The following is a 20,115-nucleotide window of genomic DNA, read 5'->3' as shown; positions in this document are numbered from 1 at the left end:
TCTTCGCGAGGGACCCTCGTTGGCCGGCTCGCTTCGGCGAGCCGGCTCTTCGAGCTTCGCAACCCGCATCATCCAAGGTACCGCGGTGGAATACATAAGCCTCTTCAACCGAAAGCTCGGCGAATACGGCTCCATGGCCGCCTATTTCGCCGTCTTCGTCATTACGGTCTACGACGTCGGGATGCGGTATTTCTTCCAGTCACCCACGGTCTGGGGGCTGGAACTCGTCATCGCGATCGCCGCCGTGCATTACGTTCTCGCCGGCGCCTACGTCCTTGGCGAAGACAAGCATGTGCGGATCGACGTGATCTACCAGACGCTGCCCTCGAGGGCGCGCATGGTTCTGGACGTCGTGGCGATCCTGCTTTCGATGATATTCCTCGCCGTCGTCGTCTACTATGGCGCCAAGCAGGCGCTTCCGGCCATTCGCAGCGGCGAAACCTCGGGCGGTGGCTGGAACTCCCACGCTCCCATGATCATGAAGGCGGCGATCCCGTGCGGCGCCACGCTGATGATCCTCGAATGCACCAGCCGCCTGAAACTCGCCATCGGGAGGATCGCCCGTGAGTGGTGAGTGGCTGAGCCTCCTGACGCTGGGCATTCTGCTCGTTCTTCTCGTCACCGGCATGCCGCTCGCATTCGCGACCGGCCTGACCGCGGTCATCCTGATCCTTTCGACCTATGGGCCGGACGCGCTCTACCTCATTCCGAGCCGGATGCTGACGCTGATGGGCAACTATGCCCTCATCGCCGTTCCGATGTTCGTGCTGATGGGCTGCCTCCTGGAAAAGGCCGGCATCGTGGAACGCCTGTTCCATGCCCTGCATGTCTGGTCGGGGCGGCTGAGGGGAGGGCTCGCCGTCGGCACCTTGCTGACCTCGACCATCCTTGCCGCCATGGTCGGCATCATCGGCGCCGAGATCGTCGTCCTCGGCCTCGTCTGCCTGCCCGCGATGCTGGCGCGCAAATACGACCGCAGACTTGCCCTCGGCGTCATCTGCAGCGGCGGCTCTCTCGGCACCCTGCTGCCGCCGAGTATCGTTCTGATCGTCTACGGGCTGGTCGCACAGGTCTCGATCGGCGAGCTCTTCCTTGCCGCGGTGCTGCCAGGCCTGCTCCTTGCCGGTCTCTACATCGCCTACGTGATGGCCGTCTGCTACTTCCAGCCGGAAAAGGGCCCGCTCGCCGATGCGGCCGATCTCGATATGCCGTTCGGCGAGAAGGTGGCGCTCGGCAGGGCGCTTGTCCTGCCGATCCTCCTCATCGGCGTAGTGCTCGGCTCGCTCTATACCGGCGTGGCAACGCCGACGGAGACGGCTGGCATCGGCGTCCTGGGCGCGCTGATCCTGGTATTCATCAACGGCAAGTTCTCGTTCGGGATGATGGCCGACGTCCTCAAGCAGACCGGCAGCACGGTCGCGATGCTGACCTGGGTGTTCTTCGGCGCCTCCGCGCTCGTCGGCATCTACACGCTGGGAGGAGGCACCTCGTTCCTTCAGGGAATGATCAGCGATCTTCCGCTGCCGCCGCTCGCTATCGTCGTGGTGATGATGCTGATCCTGATCGTCCTCGGCGCCTTCATCGACTGGATCGGCATTACCCTCCTCACCATGCCGATCTTCGTTCCGATCATCAGGGATCTGGGCTTCGATCCGATCTGGTTCGGGATACTGTTCACCATGAACATGCAGATCTCCTACCTCACGCCGCCGTTTGGCCCGGCTGCCTTCTATCTGAAGGCCGTGGCACCGCCGGATGTGACGCTCGGGGAAATCTTCAGATCGGTCATTCCTTTCGTGATGCTTCAGGTTCTGGGCCTCGCCATCGTGCTGCTCTTTCCGCAGCTCACCCAGTTTCTGCCGGCCATGATGCAATGATCAGCCCCATGACCGAAAAAACGCCAGCTCACCGGGGGCAAGCCCGTGGCCGGTCGCTCAGCCAGCGGATCTACACGCTGCTGAAGACGATGATCGAGAACGGCCGCATCAAGGGCGGCGAGCGGGTGATGGAGACGCAGGTCGCCAAGGCTTTTTCCGTCAGCCGCTCGCCTGCGCGCGCGGCGCTGATCGACCTGCGCAATGACGGCCTCCTCATGGAGATCGATGGCGGCCAGGGCTACACGATCGTCAGTGCGATTGCCTCGCCGCGCCCCGGCGAACTGGCTGTGCTCGACAGCCTGCGCCTCGATACGACGCGCCAATGGGAGCACATGTACACCGAGCTGGAGAAGGAGATCGCCATGCGCGTCCTCTTCGGCTCGGTGCAGATCAACGAGCAGACGCTTGGCGAGCATTTCGGTGTCAGCCGCACGGTGACGCGCGATGTCCTGGCGCGCATGAACGGCGTCGGCCTCGTCGTAAAGGACCGGGCCGGCCACTGGCACGCCCACAAGGTGACGCCCGAGCGCATCGGCCATCTCTACGAGCTGCGCTGGATCCTCGAGCCGCAGGCTTTGCTGCAGGCCTACCCCCTGATGCCGGCCGGGGAGGTCGAACGTGCGCGCGAGCAGACGGTCAACGTCTTGAGCCGTTCACCGATCGCCAGTGCCGAGTTCGACCGCGTCGAGGTCCATCTTCACAGCACGCTTCTCTCCTTCTGCCCGAACCTCGAGATTCTCGCGGCGCTGGAGCGCACGCAGCTCCTCTTCGTCCCGACCCGATATCTCACCGACCCGCTTCTGGCGATCCCGATGGAGCTGATCGAGGACGCGCTGAAAGAGCACCTGCACATCCTCCAATGCCTCCTCGAAGGGCAACCGGAAAAGGCCGCCCAGTATCTGGTCGACCATTTGAAGGTCGCCCAGGGGCGCTGGCTGCAGCGGTTCGAGATCGCCGCCCGGGTGGCCGACCTGAAGATGCCGAACTATCTCAGCGTCTCGCGGGCCTGATCGCTGCGAAGACCTCTGCCGGTGATGGCAGGCTGGCACCGGCGCTCTGGCCCGTTCCTTGCTTCTTAAGCGGCGAGGGGCCGCTTCCGTCGGACCACTTCTTGTTGACCTTGCGGGCACCTTTCTATAGCCGCTCGCGCATATGTGACGGGCATACATGCCGGAGCGCGCAGGGCGCGGGGGCTGGCGCTGAGAGGTGGGCTGCCGGGCGACTCGCGGAAGCGCCCACGAAGGCGAGGCGATGAGAACGAAGAATTCCGGGGCAGGGCAGAAGGCGCCCGACCGCAATCCCCCGAACGGGCCGCTGGCCAAGGTGTTCGATGTGCTGAGTCTGGCGACGGCGGATCCGGACCGCTCGCTCGGCGTCGCGGAAATTGCCGAATCGCTCAATATCCCTCGGCCGAGCGCCAATCGCATCGTCAGCAACCTCATCAAGCTCGGGCTCCTGCAGCGCGAGGTCGGGACCGGGCGGCTGATCGAGGGCGAGCGGCTGACGGGGCTCGCCATGGCGACGATGCGCGGAGCGGCCCAGCGCGGCGCGCGCCGCGAAGTGCTGCAGCAACTCGCCGCCGCCACACGCGAGACCTGTAACGTCGGCATGATCAATAGCGGCCGCGTCGTCTATCTGGACCGGGTCGAGGCCTCCTGGCCGCTCGCCCTGCGGCTTGAGGCGGGCAGCCAGGTTCCGGTCTATTGTTCGGCGATCGGCAAGCTCTTGCTGAGCCGTTTGCCGGGCCACCAGCGCGAGAGGCTCCTGCGGGCGATGCCCCTGGAGCGCCATACTCCCCGTACCATCTGCGATCTCGATCCGCTGCTTGAGGAACTCGACCGGATTGCGCGCGAGCGCGTCGCCTTCGACAACGAGGAGTGCTTCAAGGGCGTGCTCGGCGTGGCGGTGCCGATCGAGGTCGAATCGCCGTCCGCCGTCCTCGCCCTGGGGATCGCGGCCCCGAGCGCCAGGGTCACCCTGGACGAGCTGAAGAGCCATCTTCCGCTCATGCAGGAGGCGGCTGCGCGCCTTGCGCAAAGCTACGAGTTCTAGGGCTTTCCACGCAATTCTGATGTCGAAGGAGACGGCGCGCGCTCGTGCGCTTTGTGTCGATTCATCCGAATCCTGCTTGACGTCATCATTTTCCGAGATGAAAATAATCAAATAATGATAAGGCCCCAATGGGGGCCAAGAGACTTTGGAAGCCAGCGCAGCGCCGAGGGAGGATGGCCATGCGCAGATGCGATGCTCAGGCATCGGCCGTTCGCCGGAATCCGGCGGCGGCCACATGAGAATTCTGGCCCGCCTGAACGACAGCGCCGAACGCTGGGCGATGCTTTGGCTCTATGCCTTCATCACCCTGGTGATCGTCATCGAGGTGTTGCGGCGCTTCGTGTTCGACTATTCCTCGCTCTGGGGCGAGGAGGCGGCGCGCTTCGCCTTCATCTATCTCGTCTGGATCAGCGCCGCGGTCGGCATTCGCAACCGCGCCCATATCCGCTTCGACATCCTCGCCAACCTGCTTCCGCCCCGTCCCGCCGCGCTCCTTTCCGCCTTCGGCAACGTGGCGGTGATCGTCTTCGCCGTCTTTGCGGTCTACTGGTCGCTCGATCCCATCATGACGTCTCTGCGCTTCGGCTCGGTGACGGAGGGCCTGCGCCTGTCGCGGGCATGGTTCCTGGTCGCAGTGCCGCTCGGTTTCACGCTGGTGGTCATCCGCGCCCTCATGGTGCTGTGGGACGACCTCGGCAATTTCAGACATGGGCGCAGGCCCGAAGAGGGCGAAAAGCTCTTCGACTGAGCGCGAGAGGTCACCGAATGCTCTATCAGCCCATGGATGCGGCGCTTGAGATCGGCTGGGAGGTCACGCTCTCCCTGGTCATGCTCGGCGTGCTCTTCGTCCTCGCCGTGCCGGTGTGGATCTCGCTCGGCCTGACGGCGCTGCTGATGCTGTGGCTGACCGACGTTCTGCCGCTCTCCCTTCTCGGCGAGAGCCTCTTCGGCGGCGTCAACCATTACGCGCTCATCGCCATCCCGCTATATCTCCTGACGGGCGATGCTCTGGTGCGCACCGGCCTGTCGAAGAAGCTGCTGGATGTGGCGGAAGCGACGGCCGGCTCGCTGCGCTCCGGCATGGGCACCTCGACCGTGCTCGGCTGTGGTTTCTTCTCTTCCATCTCCGGCTCCGACGCCGCCGGCTGCGCCGCGGTCGGGCGCATGACCTATGGCCGGCTCGTCGAGAAGGGCTATCCGCCAAGCTACGCTTCGGCGCTGGTCGCAGCGGGCGCCTGCACCGGCATCCTCATCCCGCCCTCCATCGCCTACATCATCATCGGCATGATCCTCGGCATTTCCGCCGCTAGCCTCTTCGTCGCCGCGATCGTGCCGGGCATCCTCGTGCTTCTGGCGATCATGTTCACCAACATCGTGCTGAACCGGGTCCACGGCTACGAGGATAGCGGCGCGAAGTTCTCCTTCACGCGCTGGCGCCATGCGATGTGGGACGGCAAATACGCGCTGGCGATCCCCTTCATCATCCTCGGCGGCATCTATTCCGGCGTCTTCACGCCGACCGAGGCCGCCGCCGCCGCCGTGGCCGTCACGCTCATCATCGGCTTCGCCCAGGGCACGCTCACCTTCGCCGACATTCCCGACATGCTGTGGAGCTCGGCCAAGGTGAACGGCATCATCGTGCCGATCATCGCCGTCGCCCTGCCGCTCGCCCAGGCGCTGACGCTCGTGCAGGTGCCGCAGGGATTTGCCGGCCTCATCCGTTCGCTTACCGACGACCCGACCCTCATCACGCTGCTGATGCTGGCCGTCTTCCTGGTCGCGGGCTGCATCATGGAGGCGACGCCGAACATCGTCATCCTGGCGCCGATCATGTTCCCGCTGGCGCAGGAGATCGGCATGAACGACATCCAGTTCTGCATCTTCATGATTACCTCGCTCGGCGTCGGCTTCATCACGCCGCCTCTCGGGCTCAATCTCTTCGTCATCACCTCCGTCACGGGCGACCCGATACTCTCGGTCGCGGCGCGATCGGTGCCCTACGTGGTGTCGATCCTTCTCGTCGTGCTCCTCATCGCCTTCGTGCCGGCCCTGTCGCTGTGGTGGATGCCATGACCGCTCTTGCCTCTCTGTTTTCCCTCTCGGGCCGTCACGCGCTGGTGACGGGCGGAAGCGCCGGGCTCGGGGCGGAGATGGCGCGCGCGCTGGCCTCCGCCGGAGCCGCCGTCACCCTGGTCGCGCGCCGCGCCGAGCGCCTTGAGGAGATCTGCGCCGCCATCGCCGATGGCGGGGGCGAGGCGCATGCCCTTGCGGCCGATCTTTCCGCGCCGGACGGCGTGGAAGAGCTCGCCGGGACCCTGCGCGAGCGCGGCGTCGAGCCGGACATCCTGGTCAACGCGGCCGGCACCAATCTTCGCCAGAAGGCCGGCGAGGTGACGCGGGAGAGCTGGGCCGCCACGCTCGACCTCAATCTCGCCGTGCCCTTCTTCCTCGCCCAGGCCCTCGTGCCGGCGATGGCGCGGAAGGGCCGGGGCCGCGTCGTCAACATCGCCTCGCTGCAGTCCAAGCGCGCCTTCGCCGACAGCGTTCCCTACGGCGCCTCCAAGGGCGGCGTCGTCCAGCTCACCCGGGCGATGGCCGAGGCCTGGTCGGGGCAGGGCATCACCTGCAACGCCATCGCCCCGGGCCTCTTCCCGACGGAGCTGACGCGCGGCCTTTACGACAACGCCGAGCTGGTCGCCCAGATGGCGGCGCGCACCTGCGTCGGCCGCAATGGCGAACTCTCCGACATTCACGGCCTGGCGATCTACCTCGCCTCCGACGCCTCGGCATTCATGACCGGACAGACCCTGTACCTCGATGGAGGATTGACCGCCCGATGAACAAAAAGAACGGCACCAAGGAGCGGGGCGCCAAGACCTATCCGGGGCTGGAGCGCCTCGAACTCGACACGCCGTGGTGGGCGCTGACGGTCGCCGACGAGGACGTGCTCGCTGTGGATCGGACCGAGCTCGTCGTGATGCTGGAGCAGCTTGCCCTGATCCGCACCTTCGAGGAGCGCCTTCTGGAGCTCAGCGCCGAAGGGATCCTGCACGGTCCCGCCCATGCGAGCATCGGCCAGGAGGGCGCGGCGGTGGGAGCGATGTCCGCGCTGGATTCGCTCGACAAGATCAACGGCACCCACCGTATGCATCACCAGTTCCTGGCGAAGACGCTCAACCATTCCAGGATGGAGGGCTACTCGCCGCTGGAGCAGGGCTTCCCCCAGGGGCTGGAGGACGTGGTCTTCCGCACCTATGCCGAGATCCTGGGTCTTTCCGCCGGCTTCTGCGGCGGTCGCGGCGGCTCCATGCATCTGCGCTGGCAGGAGGCGGGGGTGCTCGGCTCCAACGCCATCGTCGGCGGCAACCCGCCCCATGCCGTGGGCTATGCCTTCGCCGATCGCATGGCCGGCCGCGACGCGGTTTCCGTCGCCTTCTTTGGCGACGGGGCGACGCAGAACGGCACCAGCTACGAGGCGATGAACCTCGCCGCGCTCTACGACACGCCGACCGTCTTCTTCATCGAGAACAACCTCTACGCCGTTTCCACCCATGTCAGCGAACAGACGCGCGAGACGCGGCTGAGCGCGCGCGGCCTCGGCCTCGGCATCCCCTCCATCACCTTCGACGGGATGGACGTCATCGCGGCGCGGCGGGCGATGCAGACCGCCAAGCAGATCATCGCCGACAGATCCGGTCCCGTGGTGCTGGAGGCGCGCACCTACCGCTATCTCCACCAGTCGGGGGCGCTCAAGGGCAGTGCTTTCGGCTACCGCAACAAGGACGAGGAGGAAGAGTGGAGCGCCCGTGACCCGCTGGTGACCTATCCGGCCCAGCTGGAGCGGCTCGGGGTGATCGACGAAAAGGGCATCGCCGCCCTCAAGGAGCGGGTCGACGGTGTGATCGACGGCGTTCTTGCCCGGCTGATCGAGAACTATTCGGACAAGAAGACCCGCCGTTTGCAGCCCTCGCTCTGGCCGGATCCGGAAGCGGTGGAGGAGGGCATCCGGGGCGACCTTTCAGAGCTCGATGGGCTGCCCCGTCTGGAGGAAGGCGAGATTGCGCCGGAGGACCGGAGCGAGGTGAAGTTCATCGACGTCATCTCGGCGGCCATGCTGCGCAACATGGAAAAGTTCGACGGGCTCGCCATCTTCGGCGAGGACGTGCATCGCCTGCGCGGCGGCACGGCTGGCGCCACGCGCGGCATCGGCGAACGCTTTCCCGAGCGCCTCATCGGCACCCCGATCTGCGAGAACGGCTTTACCGGTCTTGCCCTCGGCGCGGCGCTCAACGGCATGCGGCCCGTCATCGAGATCATGTATCCCGATTTCGCGCTCGTCGCCGCCGATCAGCTGTTCAACCAGATCGGCAAGGTGCGCCACATGTTCGGCGGGGATTTCCCGGTACCGGTGGTGGTCAGGAGCCGCGTCTCGCAGGGCACGGGCTACGGCTCGCAGCACTCGATGGATGCGGCCGGCCTCTTCGCCCTCTATCCGGGCTGGCGCATCGTCGCCGCCACTACGCCGCACGATTATATCGGCCTTCTCAACGCCGCCGTGGCCTGCGACGACCCCGTGCTCGTCCTGGAATACAATGAGCTCTTCCAGAAGCGCGGCTTCGTGCACAAGGACGACTGGAACTACATCGTCCCCTTCGGCAAGGCGCGGATCGCGCGCGAGGGCAGGGCGGCGACGATCCTCAGCTACGGGCCGATGGTCGACACCTGCTGCGAGGTCGCCGAACGGACCGGGCTCGACGCCGAAGTCATCGACCTGCGCACGCTCGACCCGCTCGGCCTCGACTGGGAGACCGTCGAGACGAGCGTGCAGCGCACCAACGCGCTGATGATCGCCGAACGCACGACGCGCGGCACCTCGATCGGCTCGCGCATCGTCAGCGACGCCCAGACCCGCCTCTTCGACTGGCTCGATCACGAGATCGTCCACGTCACCGGCACCGAATCCTCGGCCGTCGTTTCCAAGGTCCTGGAGGCCGCCGCCTTCGCCCGGCCGCAGGACGTCGAAAAGGGACTGCGCGCCATGATCGACCGACGTCGGGCGGCATGAGGAGGCGGGCGGCATGAGGAGGCGGGCGGCATGAGGAGGAAAGCGCGATGAGCATCGCCGCAACCGTGAAGGGCGTTCACCACACCGCGCTCTGCGTCACCGACTTCGAGCGCGCCCGGGACTTCTTTGTCAAGTTCGTGGGCTTCGAGCTGGAGGGCGAGATCGACCATCGCCAGGAGCCGGAGCTCGGCGAGGTGGTGGGCGAGGCCGGGGCGATGATCCGCTGGGCGCTCCTGCGCCTCGGCGCACATCGCATCGAGCTCTTCAAGTACTACCGGCCGCACGGCGCCAAGGATCCGCGCCGGCAGTGCGACTTCGGCTACACCCATCTCGCCTTCGAGGTCGAGGATGTGGATGCCGTCTACGCCCGCACCCAGGAGGCGGGCTATCCGGCCATCTCGCCACCCAAGGTCATGCGCGGCGGGCGCACCAAGGCCTTCTATCTGCGCGAACCCGAAGGCGCCGTGACGGAGTTCATCGAATTTCCGGCGGAGGCTTCCTCATGAGCGCGGCTCTCGCCTTCATCGGGCTCGGCACCATGGGAGGGCCGATGGCGGCCCGACTGGCGCAGGCGGGCTTTACCGTGCGCGGCTACGATATCGACCCGGCCAAGACGCGCGCGCTGGAAGAAGCGGGCGGCACGGCCGCCTCCAGCATCGCCGACGCCTGCGCGGGCGCCTCGATCGCCCTCACGATCCTGCCGCGCGACGCGCATGTCGAGACGGCGGCGCTCGGTCCGGGCGGGCTGCGCGAAAGCCTTCCGAAAGGCGCGCTCCTTATTGAGATGAGCACGATCTCGCCCACCACCAGCCTGGCGGTCGCCGCGGCGCTTTCTGAGGCCGGCATCCGCATGATGGACGCGCCGGTCGGGCGCACCCCCGCCGACGCCGCAAGGGGCACGCTCCTCGTCATGGCCGGCGGCGAGGCGAGCGACTTCGCCGAGGCGACGCCGGTCTTCGAGGCCTTCTCCGACAAGGCCCTGCATATGGGACCCCTCGGCAGCGGCATCCGCATGAAGGTCGCCAACAACTACATGTCGATGGTCACCATGGCGCTGACCGCCGAGACGCTCGCTTTGGCGGGCAAGGCCGGCATCGACGAGAAGATGGCCGTCGAGGTGCTGCAGAACACCGTCGCCGGGCGCGGCCAGATCAACGTCAATTATCCCAGGAAGGTCCTCGCCGGCGATATCACGCCGGACTTTCCGCTCGTCCTCGGCGAGAAGGACATCTCGCTCGGTCTGGCGCTCGGCCACGACCTCAAGGTCCCGCTCTTCCTGGGCGCGGCCGCCCGCGAGCTCTTCGGCCTCGCCCCGGCGATGGATCTGGCGCAGGCCGATTGCACGGCGCTGCTGCTCATCCTGGAAAAGCTGGCGGGGATCGAATCGCCGCCGCGCGGCGGGAAAGGATAAGCCGGTGCCATCTCTCAAGACCGCTTCGGCCTCCCTTTCGCTGCTCCTCTTTGCCGTCTTCGCCGGCAACATCGTCATGGCGAAAATCGCCAGCCTTCTCGCCACCCGGGTGCCGCTTCTGCCGCCACTCGGAGAATTCCTTCTGCTCCACGCGGCGACGATCGTGGGGATGGTTTTCCTGTACTGCGCCGAGCGGGACAGGAAGCGGAGCGCAGGTACGTGGAGCGCGTCCGTTCAGCAGGGCCCAGAGAGGCCGCCACATAACTCTACAAGGGAGAAAACATGACGTTCGACCCAACCCGGAATAAAGACCTGCCGACCTCCGAAGAGCGGAGAACATTCCTCAAGCTTGCCGGCACCGCCGGCTTCACGACGGCCGCGGTGGCGGCCGGGGCGGGCGTCCTCGGCGTTCAGCCGGCCGAAGCGCAGACCCGCGCCGAAGAGGCCGAGCGCGAGAAGGCGGCCGAACACGTGATGTCGATCGCGACCGCCTATCGCCTTGGCACGACGCGCACCTTCCCGGTGATGCAGCTGCAGCTGAAGGAGAACATCCAGAACGCCACGCGCGGCAAGGTCTATGTGCGGCTGGTGCCGGACGGCGCCCTCGGCGCGGGAACCGAGCTGGCGGAGAAGGTGCAGAACGGCACGATCCAGGCCGGCCAGCATTCGGTGGCGAACTTCGCGCCCTTTGCCTCCACGGTCGATCTCGTCAACATTCCGTACTGGTGCGGCGACAACCAGCAGTTCGTGAACCTCGTCACCTCCGACGTCTGGAAGAAGGAAGTCGATGCGAAGGTCGCCAAGAACGGCTTCCAGGTGCTGCTCTATCAACCGGTCGATCCGCGTACGGTCTCGCTGCGCCGTGGTCTGCGCGAGGAGCCGGTGCGGACCCCCGAGGATATCCGCGGCCTGAAATTCCGCGTGCCGGGCTCGAAGATCCTGGCCCAGCTCTACGACATGCTGGGCGCCAACCCGACGCCGATCGCCTGGGGCGAGACGCCCTCGGCGCTGCGCCAGGGTGTTGCCGACGCGCTCGATCCGAATGTGATGGGCCTCAACCTCTTCGGCTTCAAGGACATCGTCTCGCACGTCACCTTCGCGCGGACCGTGCCGGATGCGGGCGTTTATTCCTGCAACATCGCCTGGCTCGAGCAGCTCGATTCCGACACGCGCGAAGCGGTCGAATGGGGTGCCTACCTCACCTTCCTGCAGAACCTCTCGCAGGTTCCGGCCTCGCGCGAATACGCCATGAACGAGATGGCGGCCGCGGGCGTCCAGTTCTACTCGCCGACCGAGGAAGAGATGGCGCAGTGGAAGGAAAAGGCCGGCGCGCAGCGGCCGGAATGGGACAGCGTCAAGAAGGATCTCGTCGGCTCGCTAGAGCTCTTCGACAAGCTCAACGAGGCGGCGAACACGCCGTCCAAGTACTACGTGCACGACGCCTAGACCGGGCGTAGACTCGGGCCGCGTTCCCGGCGCGGCCCGTTTTTTTCATCGCATTCGCGGGGGAACCCGCCGCTCGCGTCCTGCCTTCTTGCGGTCCGCCGCCGCTTGCCGGAGACTGGCCCGTCGCTTCGACAAGGCCTTTCCTCCCACCCCTTGCAGCCTGCCGCGCGCAGGCGACAGGACGGCGCCGATGCCCGCATTCCCGCCCCATCCCTTCTGGGACTTCTCGCTCGCCCTCTACGGGCGCCCCGGTGTCGCCGAGGCTTGTCTGAAGCTTCAGGAAAGGCACGGTCTCGACGTCAACATCGTGCTTTTCTGCCTGTGGTCGGCCGCGGACGGGCGCGCGCCGCTCGGCGCGCGGGAGTTCGCCGCCATCCTGGAGCGGGCGGGGGAGTGGCATGAAAACGTCGTGCGTCCCCTGCGCGGGACGCGCCGGCGCATGAAGGAGGGCGCCGAAGGGCTCGAGCTTTCCCTCGTTCTGGATGTGCGCAAGAAGCTGGCCGGCATCGAGATCGACTGCGAGCATCTGGAGCAGCTCGCCATAGCGGCGGCTGCCGGGCCGGGCGCCGCAGATACCGCGGGAACACCCGCCGCCGAGCGCGCCCGTGCCAATGTGGACACCTATCTCACGGCTGTCGGCGTCGTCGCGGATGCTGAGGACCGGCAGGTCCTGGAGCGGATCATCGAAGCGATGTGACGGCCCGCCGTCGGGGCGTTCTCCTTCGCCGCCGGGCAGGGCGGTGGGAGGCGCATCTCAATCGCTTTCGCTGTCGCCACCCTGGCGCCATCGGCGAACGACGCCGACCTCAATTTCGAAGAGGTCGAGAATGCGCCCGACCGAATGGTCGATCATGTCTTCCAGCGATTGCGGCTTTGCGTAGAAGGCCGGGACGGGCGGGGCGACCACGCCGCCCATTTCCGTCACCGCCGCCATGCTGCGCAGATGTCCGAGATGCAGCGGCGTCTCGCGCACCATCAGCACCAGCCGCCGGCGTTCCTTCAGCACGACGTCCGCCGCGCGGGTCAGAAGCGTCGAGGTGACCCCCGAGGCGATCTCCGAAAGGGTGCGGATCGAGCAGGGCGCCACGATCATGCCGCGGGTATGGAAGGAGCCGCTGGAGATCGCCGCACCGATGTCCTCGACGCTGTGGCATACATCAGCAAGCGCCTTGACGGCGGCGATCTTGTAGCGGGTCTCGTGGGCGAGCGTGATCGCCGCCGAGCGGGAAATCACGAGATGCGTCTCGATCGGCACCTCGCGCAGGAGCTCCAGCAGGCGCACCCCGTAAATGACGCCGGAGGCGCCGGAAAGGCCGACGATGATACGGTCCGGCCGTGCGCCGGCGGGCTGATGGTCGGGCAAGGCGCTCTCCTGATGCTTCCGTTACACGCTTTTCTTCCGCTGCGAAGACGCGCCCCCTACCGCGCTCATGCGCTTGCCGCGGCGAATGCGAGGGCCTCGTTCATGTCGGCGATGAGATCGGAGGCGCTTTCCAGCCCGGCATGAATGCGCAGCAGCGGGCCTCCGTCCTTGCCCGGCGCGGGCTTGTCGTAGGGCAGGATCAGGCTCTCGAACCCGCCCCAGGAAAGGCCGATGCCGAAGAGCTTCAGCCGCGAGAAGAGCGCGCGCAGAACCTTGTCGTCCATCTGGTGCAGTTCCACCCCGAACAGGCCGCTCGCGCCGGTGAAGTCGCGTCTCCAGATGATGTGGCCCGGATCCTGGGGCAGGGCAGGATGCAGGACCCGTTTGACGAGCGGCTGGTCGAGCAGGCTTTCCGCCAGCATCACGCCGTTCTCCCAGTGGCGCCTCAGCCGCACGTCGAGCGTGCGAATGCCGCGCAAGGCGAGATAGAGGTCGTCCGGGCCGGCGGTCTGGCCGAGGTCGTGGGCGCCGTGCTGCAGCTGCGGCCAGACGCTCTCCCGCGCCGTCGCAACGCCGAGAAGGGCATCCGAATGTCCCACGAGATACTTCGTGGCGGCCTGGACGGAGACGTCGACGCCGTGCTCGAACGGCTTGAAATAGAGCGGCGAGGCCCAGGAATTGTCCATGACGACGATGGCACCGCCCGCATGGGCCTCCTCCGCGATGGCCGGGATGTCCTGGACCTCGAAGGTCCATGAGCCCGGCGATTCCACGTAGACGACGCGCGTGTTGGAGCGCATCAGGTCGCGGATATTGCCTCCGGCGAGCGGGTCGTAGAATTCCACCTCGATGGCAAAGCGGCCCAGCACCCGCTGCGTGAAGGCGCGCACCGGCCCGTAGACCGAGCGGGGCATGAGGACGTGATCGCCTCCCTCCAGGAACGCCAGCAGCGAATGGCAGCATGCGGCAAGCCCGGAGGGGAAGATGATGCTGCGATAGCCTCCCTCCAGATGCGCCACGGTCTCCTCAAGGCTTCGCGTCGTCGGATTGCCGAAGCGGCCATAGGTGCCGAAAGGCTCACCCGCCGATCGTTCCCGCCAGGTCTCCAGATCCGGCGCGAGGATCGTCGAGCCGCGATGCACGGGCGTGTTCACGAGGCCGGCAAAACGCTGCGGGTCGCGCCCGCCATGGACGAGAAAGGTGCAGGGATCTTCCCTGCTGTCCGGCGTCGTCACGTGAGAGATGGATTTCATGGGCGTGTCAGGAGGTCAGGACGAGTTCGCCGCGCGGTCCGGAGAGGATGGCGCGGAAGGCGGGGCGGTCGGCGCGCAGCACCGGCAGGTCGATGCCCAGCGTCTCGTAGATGTCGGAAAGGCCCTCCCGATCGGGGTGCATCACCTCGAAGAGCTTCAGGCTGAGGCCGCCCGGCGTCGTGCGCGCGGGGTGGGTCGTCTCCTTCCAGTCGATGAAGAGGGGAAGGTGGTCGCCATATTCGGTCTCGTCGGCGAAGCCGAGCTGCCAGAAGAGCTCCGGGCCGTCAGGCTGCTTGCGGCTCCAGTCCTCCGGGCCGCGGAAGGGGATGCCGGCATCCCGCGCCGTCTTGCCGAGGCCGGTGAGGTCGTCCGTGCAGATGGCGAAGGCGAAGATGCCTGGCATCGCCCGTGCGCTCAGCCTCGCCCCGAGGTTCGCCTCCAGCTCCTGTTCGGGATCGGGGGCGATGATCTCCAGGTAGCAGTCCTCGCCCAGCGAGAGGAGGGCGTTATGGGTGCCGCGCCCCGGATGTCGCCCGCCGGGCGCAGCCCGCACGCCGGTGAGGCGCTCGATGAGATCGATGCCGTCTTCCAGGACGGGCGCGGACCAAAGGAGATGGTCGAGCCGTGACATGAGCGCTCCTTCGATGTCGCCGCAGGCCGCCGGGGGAGCGCTTCGGCAGCGCGCATTTCCGGGAGGGCATCGGCAAGATTGGGCTCCGATAGGCTTCGTAACATGTCAAGTCAATCGTCGGATGGCAATCGCTTTGCAATGCGCCGGCGCATGATTGCCTGCAAGATAGTCAAGATGGTGCCCGGGCGGGCAGACTTCGACTGGGATGCGCGACTTGTGCGCAGCACCTTCCGTTCGACAGCGGCGTTTCAGAAAACATTCAAATATATAGCTAGTTAGAGAAGGGTAGGCGGAATCTCGCGCCCCACACTCCATTCCCGAGGGGCGGAAGCTCCGTGCAAATCGGGAAAGACTCATCCGCCCGGTGGGAGATCCTGGTATGGCATGGCGCTTGCGAGGTTGTGGGGGAAGCTGTTCGCGCCACGCCGAATTCGCGGCGTATTGACATGTTTCGGATATCTTACTAACAGGTTACAAATCGCCCGGACGGACCCGGGCGGCTGGCCTGGAGGCGGATGTCCATGACCCAAGCGAGATTGTCTGTTTCGGCGAGGGACGACAGCCTCTGGCACGGGCAGGGCAGGGCGTGAGCGCTCCTGCTGTCGCGGGCACGGGTCCTGTCGTCCGCAGAACCGTTTCCCTTCCGGCCTTGTGGCTGAGCGGCTGGCGGATCGCCCTTTTGGTCGCCATCCTCGCGATCTGGGAAGTCGTCTCCTTCACCCTCATCGATCCGTTCTGGATCAGCCGGCCGAGCGATATCGCCGTCCGGCTGTGGGATATGGCCGTGTCCGGCTCGCTGTGGACGAACAGCTGGGCGACGCTCTGGCAGGCGATCCTCGGCCTTGCTCTCGGCCTCCCCGTCGGTCTCGGCATCGGCGTCCTGCTCGCCGCGCTGCCGCGCTTCGCCAGCGTCGTCGAGCCGTTCTGGATGGGCCTCTACAGCCTGCCGCGCATCGCGCTCGGCCCGCTCTTCGTCATCTGGTTCGGGATCGGCCTTCTGTCGAAGGTCATGCTGGTCTTCTCCCTGGTCGTCTTCGTCTTCATCCTCAATGCGCTCCAGGGGCTGCATGAGGTCGATCGGGACCTCGTCAATCTCATGCGCACGATGCGCGCCTCGCGCTTCTACATCCTGCGGCGCGTGCAGATGCCGTCGATCATCCCGTGGATCATCGCCGCCATGCGCATCAATGTCGGCATCGCCCTCATCGGCTCGGTCATCGGCGAGATGCTTGGCGCGAACCGCGGTCTCGGTTGGTACATCCAGATTTCCGGCGCTCGGCTCGATACGACTGGTGTATTCACTGGTCTGTTTATCCTCATGATCATGGCAATATTGTTCAACGAAGCAATAAAAATCATCGAGGATCGCCTTCTTCCCTACAAGAGGGCTTCATGAATAACCATAACCACAACTCGAGAGGGACTTATATGATTTCGTACTTGGGAAAAGCGGCCTTCGCGACACTTCTGGCGGTTGGTGCCAGTTCGGTCGCCTCGGCCGAGACGACGACGATCCGCGCGGGCGTCGCCGTGAACTTCGAAGGCATGCTGCCGGTGATGGCCGCCAAGGAGAAGGGCTACCTTGCCGATGAAGGCATCGAGATCGAGACCCTGGACTTCCAGGGTGGCGGTCCGACGGTTCAGGCTTTCGCCGGCGACAGCGTCGATATCTGCTTCTGCGCCGGCGACCACGTCGTGCGCCTTCGCAACCGTGGCATTCCGGCGGTCTTCCTGTATGGCCTCGACGACCGGCACGACTACACGCTGATCGGCAAGAAGGGCGCCGCGGGCAGCAGCATCGCCGAGATGAAGGGCGAGACGCTCGGTATCACCTCGCCGGGCTCCATGACCGACAATACGCTGCGCTGGGCCATCAAAGAGCTCGATATGAAGCCGGACAGCGACTACTCGCTCATCCCCTCCGGCACCGGCGCCTCGATGGTCGCCGCGATCGAGGGCGGCAAGGTGAATGCCGGCATGCTGGTGACGACCGACCGCGAATTCCTCCTCAAGCGCGGGGATTTCGAGATCGTGGAAGACTTCACGCAGCTGCCCTACGCCGGCTTCTCGGCCATCGTGAAGGAATCGTGGATCAAGGAGAATCCGGAGCTTGCCGCCGGTCTGGTGTCGGCTCTGGACAAGGCTTCGGCCGATCTGAGAAGCGATCCGGCCTTCGCGCAGAAGCTCGTCAAGGAGCTCTATCCGACCTTGTCCGATGACATCATCGCGGCAACGGCGGAATCGGCCGTGAGCCGCATCCCGGAAGGCGGCAAGTACAGCCAGGATGCGATCGACACGGTGAACAGCATCATGACGAGTGCCGATCCCTCGCTGAAGCCGATCACTCTCGAGGAATCCTACCTCGAAATGTGAGGCATTCGGGCGCCCGGGCCATGTCGGCGCGGGCGCCTGACCCCTGGAACGTTGCTTCCGACACAGGTGAAATCGATGGACATGCAAGTCTCGGCGGGGCCGAAGGTGGTGCTTGAGGGCGCTTCCGTCGCTTACGGGGATCTGACGGTTCTCAAGGACGTCGATCTCGTGCTGGGCGACGGCGAGTTTCTCTCCATCGTCGGGCCGAGCGGCTGCGGCAAGTCGACGTTGCTGAAGCTCATCTCCGGCCTGGAGCCGCCCGCGGCGGGCCGGGTCTTCGTCGACGGCGCCGAGATCGACAGGACGCCGCCGCATGTCGGCTTCATGTTCCAGCGCGATGCGCTGCTGCCCTGGGCGACGGCCGAGGAGAACATCAATGTCGGCCTGGAGCTCGGCGGCTATCCGCAGGCCGATCGGGCGAAGCGCTGCCAGGAACTGATCGATTTCCTTCAGCTCACCGGCTTCGGCAAGCACTATCCCTCCATGCTCTCGGGCGGCATGCGCCAGCGCGTCTCCCTCGGCCGCCTCCTGGCCTACGAGCCGGAGCTCTACCTCATGGACGAGCCCTTCGGCGCGCTCGACGCCCAGACCAAGGTCATGATGGGTCGGGAGCTGCTGCGCATCTGGGGCCGTTATCGCAAGAGCGTCATCTTCGTCACCCACGACATCGAGGAGGCGGTCTCCCTGTCGAGCCGGGTCATCGTCATCAGCGGCCGGCCGGGCAGGGTCAAGCGCGAGGTCAAGGTCGATATCGACTATCCGCGCGATCTGCGGGCCGTCCGCAAGACCGCCGTCTTCCACGATCTGTGCTCCACCATCTGGGACGAGATCATGGGCGAAAAGGCGGTCGAGCAGGCCGCCGACGATCCCGCCGAGGCCCCCGCCTGATCCCATCGTCGCCGCCAGCCGGCTGCGCCTGCGCGCCGGCGGCTCGCGCGGCACCCCGTGTTTTCCGCCGCCTGTCTTCTCCAGTCCGCCTCAAGGAACGTTCCTCATGCAACACAACACGAACATGCCGATCGAAGACCAGTCCGCGGAGCCGGGCGTGGAAACGAAGGTGATCAGCGCCGGGATACGCGAATTCGTTTCCGATCTGCGCGAGGCGGGAGAGCTCGTCGATCTCCACCAGCCGGTCGATCTTCGCCATATGGCCACGCTCGTCGACCAGTCCGACAAGGCGCTGATGTTCCACAATCCCATCGGCTACGACATGCCGGTCCTGTCGGGCGTCCTGCGCTCCGCCAACCGCGCCTTCATCGCCATGGGCAGCTCCAGCTACCGCGACATCGAGAAGATCCTCTCGCGCGGTCTTGCCAATCCGATCGAGCCGACCCGGGTCTCCACTTCCTCCACCGAGGAGGTGATCCTGACGGGCGACGAGGTGAACCTGTTCGATCTGCCGGTGCCGATCTTCTCCGTGCATGACGGCGGCCCGATGATCACCGCCGGCATCGTCATGGCCAAGGACCCCGAGCTCGGGGTGGTGAACACCGGCTGCTATCGCTTCATGGTCAAGGAGAAGGCCCTGACCGGCATCGACATCGTCACGCCGAACAACCTTCGCTACTACGCCAACCGCGCCTACGAAGCCGGCCGGCCGCTGCCGATCTCCATCTCCATCGGCACGCATCCGATCGAAATGTTCGCGGCCAACTACCGCGCCCCCATCGAGGTGGAGGAGATGTCGCTTGCCGGCGGCATCCGCGGCCAGGCCGTCGCGCTCGGCCAGTGCCGGACCATCGACCTGCCGTACATCGCCGACTGCGAGATCGTACTGGAGGCGGAGATCCTGCCGGTCGGCTGGACGCAGCCGGAAGGCCGTTTCGGCGAATTCACCTTCCTGATGGGCGGCCTGCACTGGAACCCGAACGTGCGCGTCAAATCGATCATGATGCGCCGGGACGCGATGTACTGGGCGCTGCACATGCCCTTCGAATACACCTATCTCGGGGCCGCGGCGCTGCACCAGCCGGTGCGCACCGCCCTCACCAATACCGGCATCGAGGTGAAGGACATCAACATCACCGTCGGCGGCGCCGCCTACTGGCACGCGGTGATTTCCATCAAGAAGCAGGCGGGGGAGGGCAAGTCGGCGCTGCTCGCCGCGCTTTCGGTCGGCGACCTGAAGCACGTCGTCATCGTTGATGAGGAGATCGACGTCTACAATCCGCTGGAGGTGGAGTGGGCGATCGCCACGCGCGTGCAGGGCGACCGCGACGTCATGATCATCCCCGGCGCACGGGCCAAGCCGCTCGATCCGAGCCTCTTCATCACGCCGGGCCACGTGCCGACCGGCACCAAGGTCGGCATCGACGCCACCATCGGCGAGAACATCCCCAAGGAGCGCTACGAGCGCGTCGCCTACGCTTATGCCGACCGGGTGAAGGTCGGCGACTATGTCGAGGGCAAGAGCGACGAGCCGCAGGAGGCCAAGGCCGATATCGCCGCTGTCGCGCAGGAAATCCTGGCAATGATCGAGCCGGAGCCGATGTACTACACCGACATCGACTTCAAGCTGTCCTCGTATGGCTTCCGCAACGTGGCCGCCGCCTTCGGCGAGCTGCATGCCCAGGGCAAGCTGTGGAAGGACAAGTTCGGGCGCGTCTGCCTGCGCGATTCCGAGTTCGCGGCCAAGCCGTGAGCG

The 20,115-nt window shown here is 65.9% G+C and carries 19 protein-coding genes; 16 read left to right on the top strand and 3 right to left on the bottom strand.

All coding sequences use genetic code 11. The annotated features are described in order from the left end of the window. Positions 1-85 precede the first annotated feature (85 nt). The 12 genes from CLD20_RS13970 (at position 86) to CLD20_RS13915 (ending at position 12,548) form a co-directional block, all read left to right on the top strand. Entirely contained in the window at positions 86-574 is a 489-nt protein-coding gene (locus CLD20_RS13970; RefSeq protein ID WP_224407270.1) for a TRAP transporter small permease subunit, read from the top strand. Then, positions 564-1,877, top strand: a complete 1,314-nt coding sequence (locus CLD20_RS13965; protein ID WP_224407269.1) for a TRAP transporter large permease subunit — start codon at positions 564-566, stop codon at positions 1,875-1,877. The genes CLD20_RS13970 and CLD20_RS13965 overlap by 11 nt, the downstream gene beginning before the upstream one ends. Positions 1,878-1,885: 8 nt before the next feature. Beyond that, positions 1,886-2,887, top strand: coding sequence for a GntR family transcriptional regulator (locus CLD20_RS13960; RefSeq protein ID WP_224407268.1), 1,002 nt, complete (start codon positions 1,886-1,888; stop codon positions 2,885-2,887). 241 nt (positions 2,888-3,128) lie between these two features. Beyond that, a complete protein-coding gene (locus CLD20_RS13955) occupies positions 3,129-3,929 on the top strand; it encodes an IclR family transcriptional regulator (protein WP_224407267.1) in 801 nt (266 codons plus the stop codon). 235 nt (positions 3,930-4,164) lie between these two features. Further along, entirely contained in the window at positions 4,165-4,677 is a 513-nt protein-coding gene (locus CLD20_RS13950) for a TRAP transporter small permease (RefSeq protein ID WP_224407266.1), read from the top strand. A gap of 17 nt (positions 4,678-4,694) precedes the next feature. Next, positions 4,695-6,002, top strand: a complete 1,308-nt coding sequence (locus tag CLD20_RS13945) for a TRAP transporter large permease (RefSeq protein WP_224407265.1) — start codon at positions 4,695-4,697, stop codon at positions 6,000-6,002. After that, positions 5,999-6,769 (top strand): SDR family NAD(P)-dependent oxidoreductase, encoded by a 771-nt coding sequence (locus tag CLD20_RS13940; protein ID WP_224407264.1) that lies wholly within the window; start codon positions 5,999-6,001, stop codon positions 6,767-6,769. The genes CLD20_RS13945 and CLD20_RS13940 overlap by 4 nt, the downstream gene beginning before the upstream one ends. Next, the gene (locus tag CLD20_RS13935; RefSeq protein WP_224407263.1) at positions 6,766-8,994 is read left to right on the top strand and encodes a thiamine pyrophosphate-dependent enzyme; all 2,229 of its coding nucleotides are present in this window, start codon (positions 6,766-6,768) and stop codon (positions 8,992-8,994) included. The genes CLD20_RS13940 and CLD20_RS13935 overlap by 4 nt, the downstream gene beginning before the upstream one ends. Before the next feature lie 47 nt (positions 8,995-9,041). Next, positions 9,042-9,500 (top strand): VOC family protein, encoded by a 459-nt coding sequence (locus CLD20_RS13930; RefSeq protein WP_224407262.1) that lies wholly within the window; start codon positions 9,042-9,044, stop codon positions 9,498-9,500. Then, a complete protein-coding gene (locus tag CLD20_RS13925) occupies positions 9,497-10,405 on the top strand; it encodes an NAD(P)-dependent oxidoreductase (protein ID WP_224407261.1) in 909 nt (302 codons plus the stop codon). The genes CLD20_RS13930 and CLD20_RS13925 overlap by 4 nt, the downstream gene beginning before the upstream one ends. Before the next feature lie 282 nt (positions 10,406-10,687). Continuing rightward, complete coding sequence (locus CLD20_RS13920) at positions 10,688-11,851, top strand: TRAP transporter substrate-binding protein (RefSeq protein ID WP_224407260.1); 1,164 nt, start codon at positions 10,688-10,690, stop codon at positions 11,849-11,851. A 190-nt stretch (positions 11,852-12,041) separates the two neighbouring features. Then, positions 12,042-12,548 carry a TIGR02444 family protein gene (locus CLD20_RS13915; protein WP_224407259.1) on the top strand — a complete coding sequence of 169 codons (507 nt, stop codon included), beginning with the start codon at positions 12,042-12,044 and terminating at the stop codon, positions 12,546-12,548. A gap of 57 nt (positions 12,549-12,605) precedes the next feature. Here CLD20_RS13915 and CLD20_RS13910 read toward each other — a convergent pair whose 3' ends face one another. The 3 genes from CLD20_RS13910 to CLD20_RS13900 form a co-directional block, all read right to left on the bottom strand. Continuing rightward, positions 12,606-13,214, bottom strand: coding sequence for a UbiX family flavin prenyltransferase (locus CLD20_RS13910; protein WP_224407258.1), 609 nt, complete (start codon positions 13,212-13,214; stop codon positions 12,606-12,608). A 65-nt stretch (positions 13,215-13,279) separates the two neighbouring features. Continuing rightward, entirely contained in the window at positions 13,280-14,467 is a 1,188-nt protein-coding gene (metC, locus tag CLD20_RS13905; RefSeq protein ID WP_224407257.1) for a cystathionine beta-lyase, read from the bottom strand. Positions 14,468-14,474: 7 nt separating this feature from the next. Next, positions 14,475-15,098, bottom strand: coding sequence for a VOC family protein (locus tag CLD20_RS13900; RefSeq protein WP_224407256.1), 624 nt, complete (start codon positions 15,096-15,098; stop codon positions 14,475-14,477). 586 nt (positions 15,099-15,684) lie between these two features. Here CLD20_RS13900 and CLD20_RS13895 point away from each other — a divergent pair. The 4 genes from CLD20_RS13895 to CLD20_RS13880 all read left to right on the top strand — a co-directional run bounded on the left by CLD20_RS13895 (position 15,685) and on the right by CLD20_RS13880 (position 20,112). After that, positions 15,685-16,494: an ABC transporter permease gene (locus CLD20_RS13895; protein ID WP_224407255.1), complete on the top strand. Its 810-nt coding sequence runs from the start codon at positions 15,685-15,687 to the stop codon at positions 16,492-16,494. Positions 16,495-16,538: 44 nt separating this feature from the next. Further along, a complete protein-coding gene (locus CLD20_RS13890; RefSeq protein ID WP_224407254.1) occupies positions 16,539-17,471 on the top strand; it encodes an ABC transporter substrate-binding protein in 933 nt (310 codons plus the stop codon). 75 nt (positions 17,472-17,546) lie between these two features. Beyond that, on the top strand, positions 17,547-18,359 hold the full coding sequence (locus CLD20_RS13885; RefSeq protein ID WP_224407253.1) for an ABC transporter ATP-binding protein: 813 nt from the start codon (positions 17,547-17,549) through the stop codon (positions 18,357-18,359). A gap of 106 nt (positions 18,360-18,465) precedes the next feature. Next, positions 18,466-20,112 carry a UbiD family decarboxylase gene (locus CLD20_RS13880; protein WP_224407252.1) on the top strand — a complete coding sequence of 549 codons (1,647 nt, stop codon included), beginning with the start codon at positions 18,466-18,468 and terminating at the stop codon, positions 20,110-20,112. Positions 20,113-20,115: the final 3 nt, after the last annotated feature.

The sequence above is a fragment of the Afifella sp. IM 167 genome (assembly GCF_020144925.1).
Taxonomy (GTDB): Bacteria; Pseudomonadota; Alphaproteobacteria; order Rhizobiales; family Afifellaceae; genus Afifella.
Note: the sequence above shows the minus strand (reverse complement) of the source record. Positions and strands in the feature narration are given on the sequence as shown.

Coding starts and splice junctions, on each gene's coding strand:
- CLD20_RS13960 (WP_224407268.1), top strand. CDS start 1,886: ATGACCGAAAAAACGCCAGCTCACCGGGGGCAAGCCCGTGGCCGGTCG.
- CLD20_RS13955 (WP_224407267.1), top strand. CDS start 3,129: ATGAGAACGAAGAATTCCGGGGCAGGGCAGAAGGCGCCCGACCGCAAT.
- CLD20_RS13950 (WP_224407266.1), top strand. CDS start 4,165: ATGAGAATTCTGGCCCGCCTGAACGACAGCGCCGAACGCTGGGCGATG.
- CLD20_RS13945 (WP_224407265.1), top strand. CDS start 4,695: ATGCTCTATCAGCCCATGGATGCGGCGCTTGAGATCGGCTGGGAGGTC.
- CLD20_RS13940 (WP_224407264.1), top strand. CDS start 5,999: ATGACCGCTCTTGCCTCTCTGTTTTCCCTCTCGGGCCGTCACGCGCTG.
- CLD20_RS13935 (WP_224407263.1), top strand. CDS start 6,766: ATGAACAAAAAGAACGGCACCAAGGAGCGGGGCGCCAAGACCTATCCG.
- CLD20_RS13930 (WP_224407262.1), top strand. CDS start 9,042: ATGAGCATCGCCGCAACCGTGAAGGGCGTTCACCACACCGCGCTCTGC.
- CLD20_RS13925 (WP_224407261.1), top strand. CDS start 9,497: ATGAGCGCGGCTCTCGCCTTCATCGGGCTCGGCACCATGGGAGGGCCG.
- CLD20_RS13920 (WP_224407260.1), top strand. CDS start 10,688: ATGACGTTCGACCCAACCCGGAATAAAGACCTGCCGACCTCCGAAGAG.
- CLD20_RS13915 (WP_224407259.1), top strand. CDS start 12,042: ATGCCCGCATTCCCGCCCCATCCCTTCTGGGACTTCTCGCTCGCCCTC.
- metC (WP_224407257.1), bottom strand. CDS start 14,467: ATGAAATCCATCTCTCACGTGACGACGCCGGACAGCAGGGAAGATCCC.
- CLD20_RS13900 (WP_224407256.1), bottom strand. CDS start 15,098: ATGTCACGGCTCGACCATCTCCTTTGGTCCGCGCCCGTCCTGGAAGAC.
- CLD20_RS13885 (WP_224407253.1), top strand. CDS start 17,547: ATGGACATGCAAGTCTCGGCGGGGCCGAAGGTGGTGCTTGAGGGCGCT.
- CLD20_RS13880 (WP_224407252.1), top strand. CDS start 18,466: ATGCAACACAACACGAACATGCCGATCGAAGACCAGTCCGCGGAGCCG.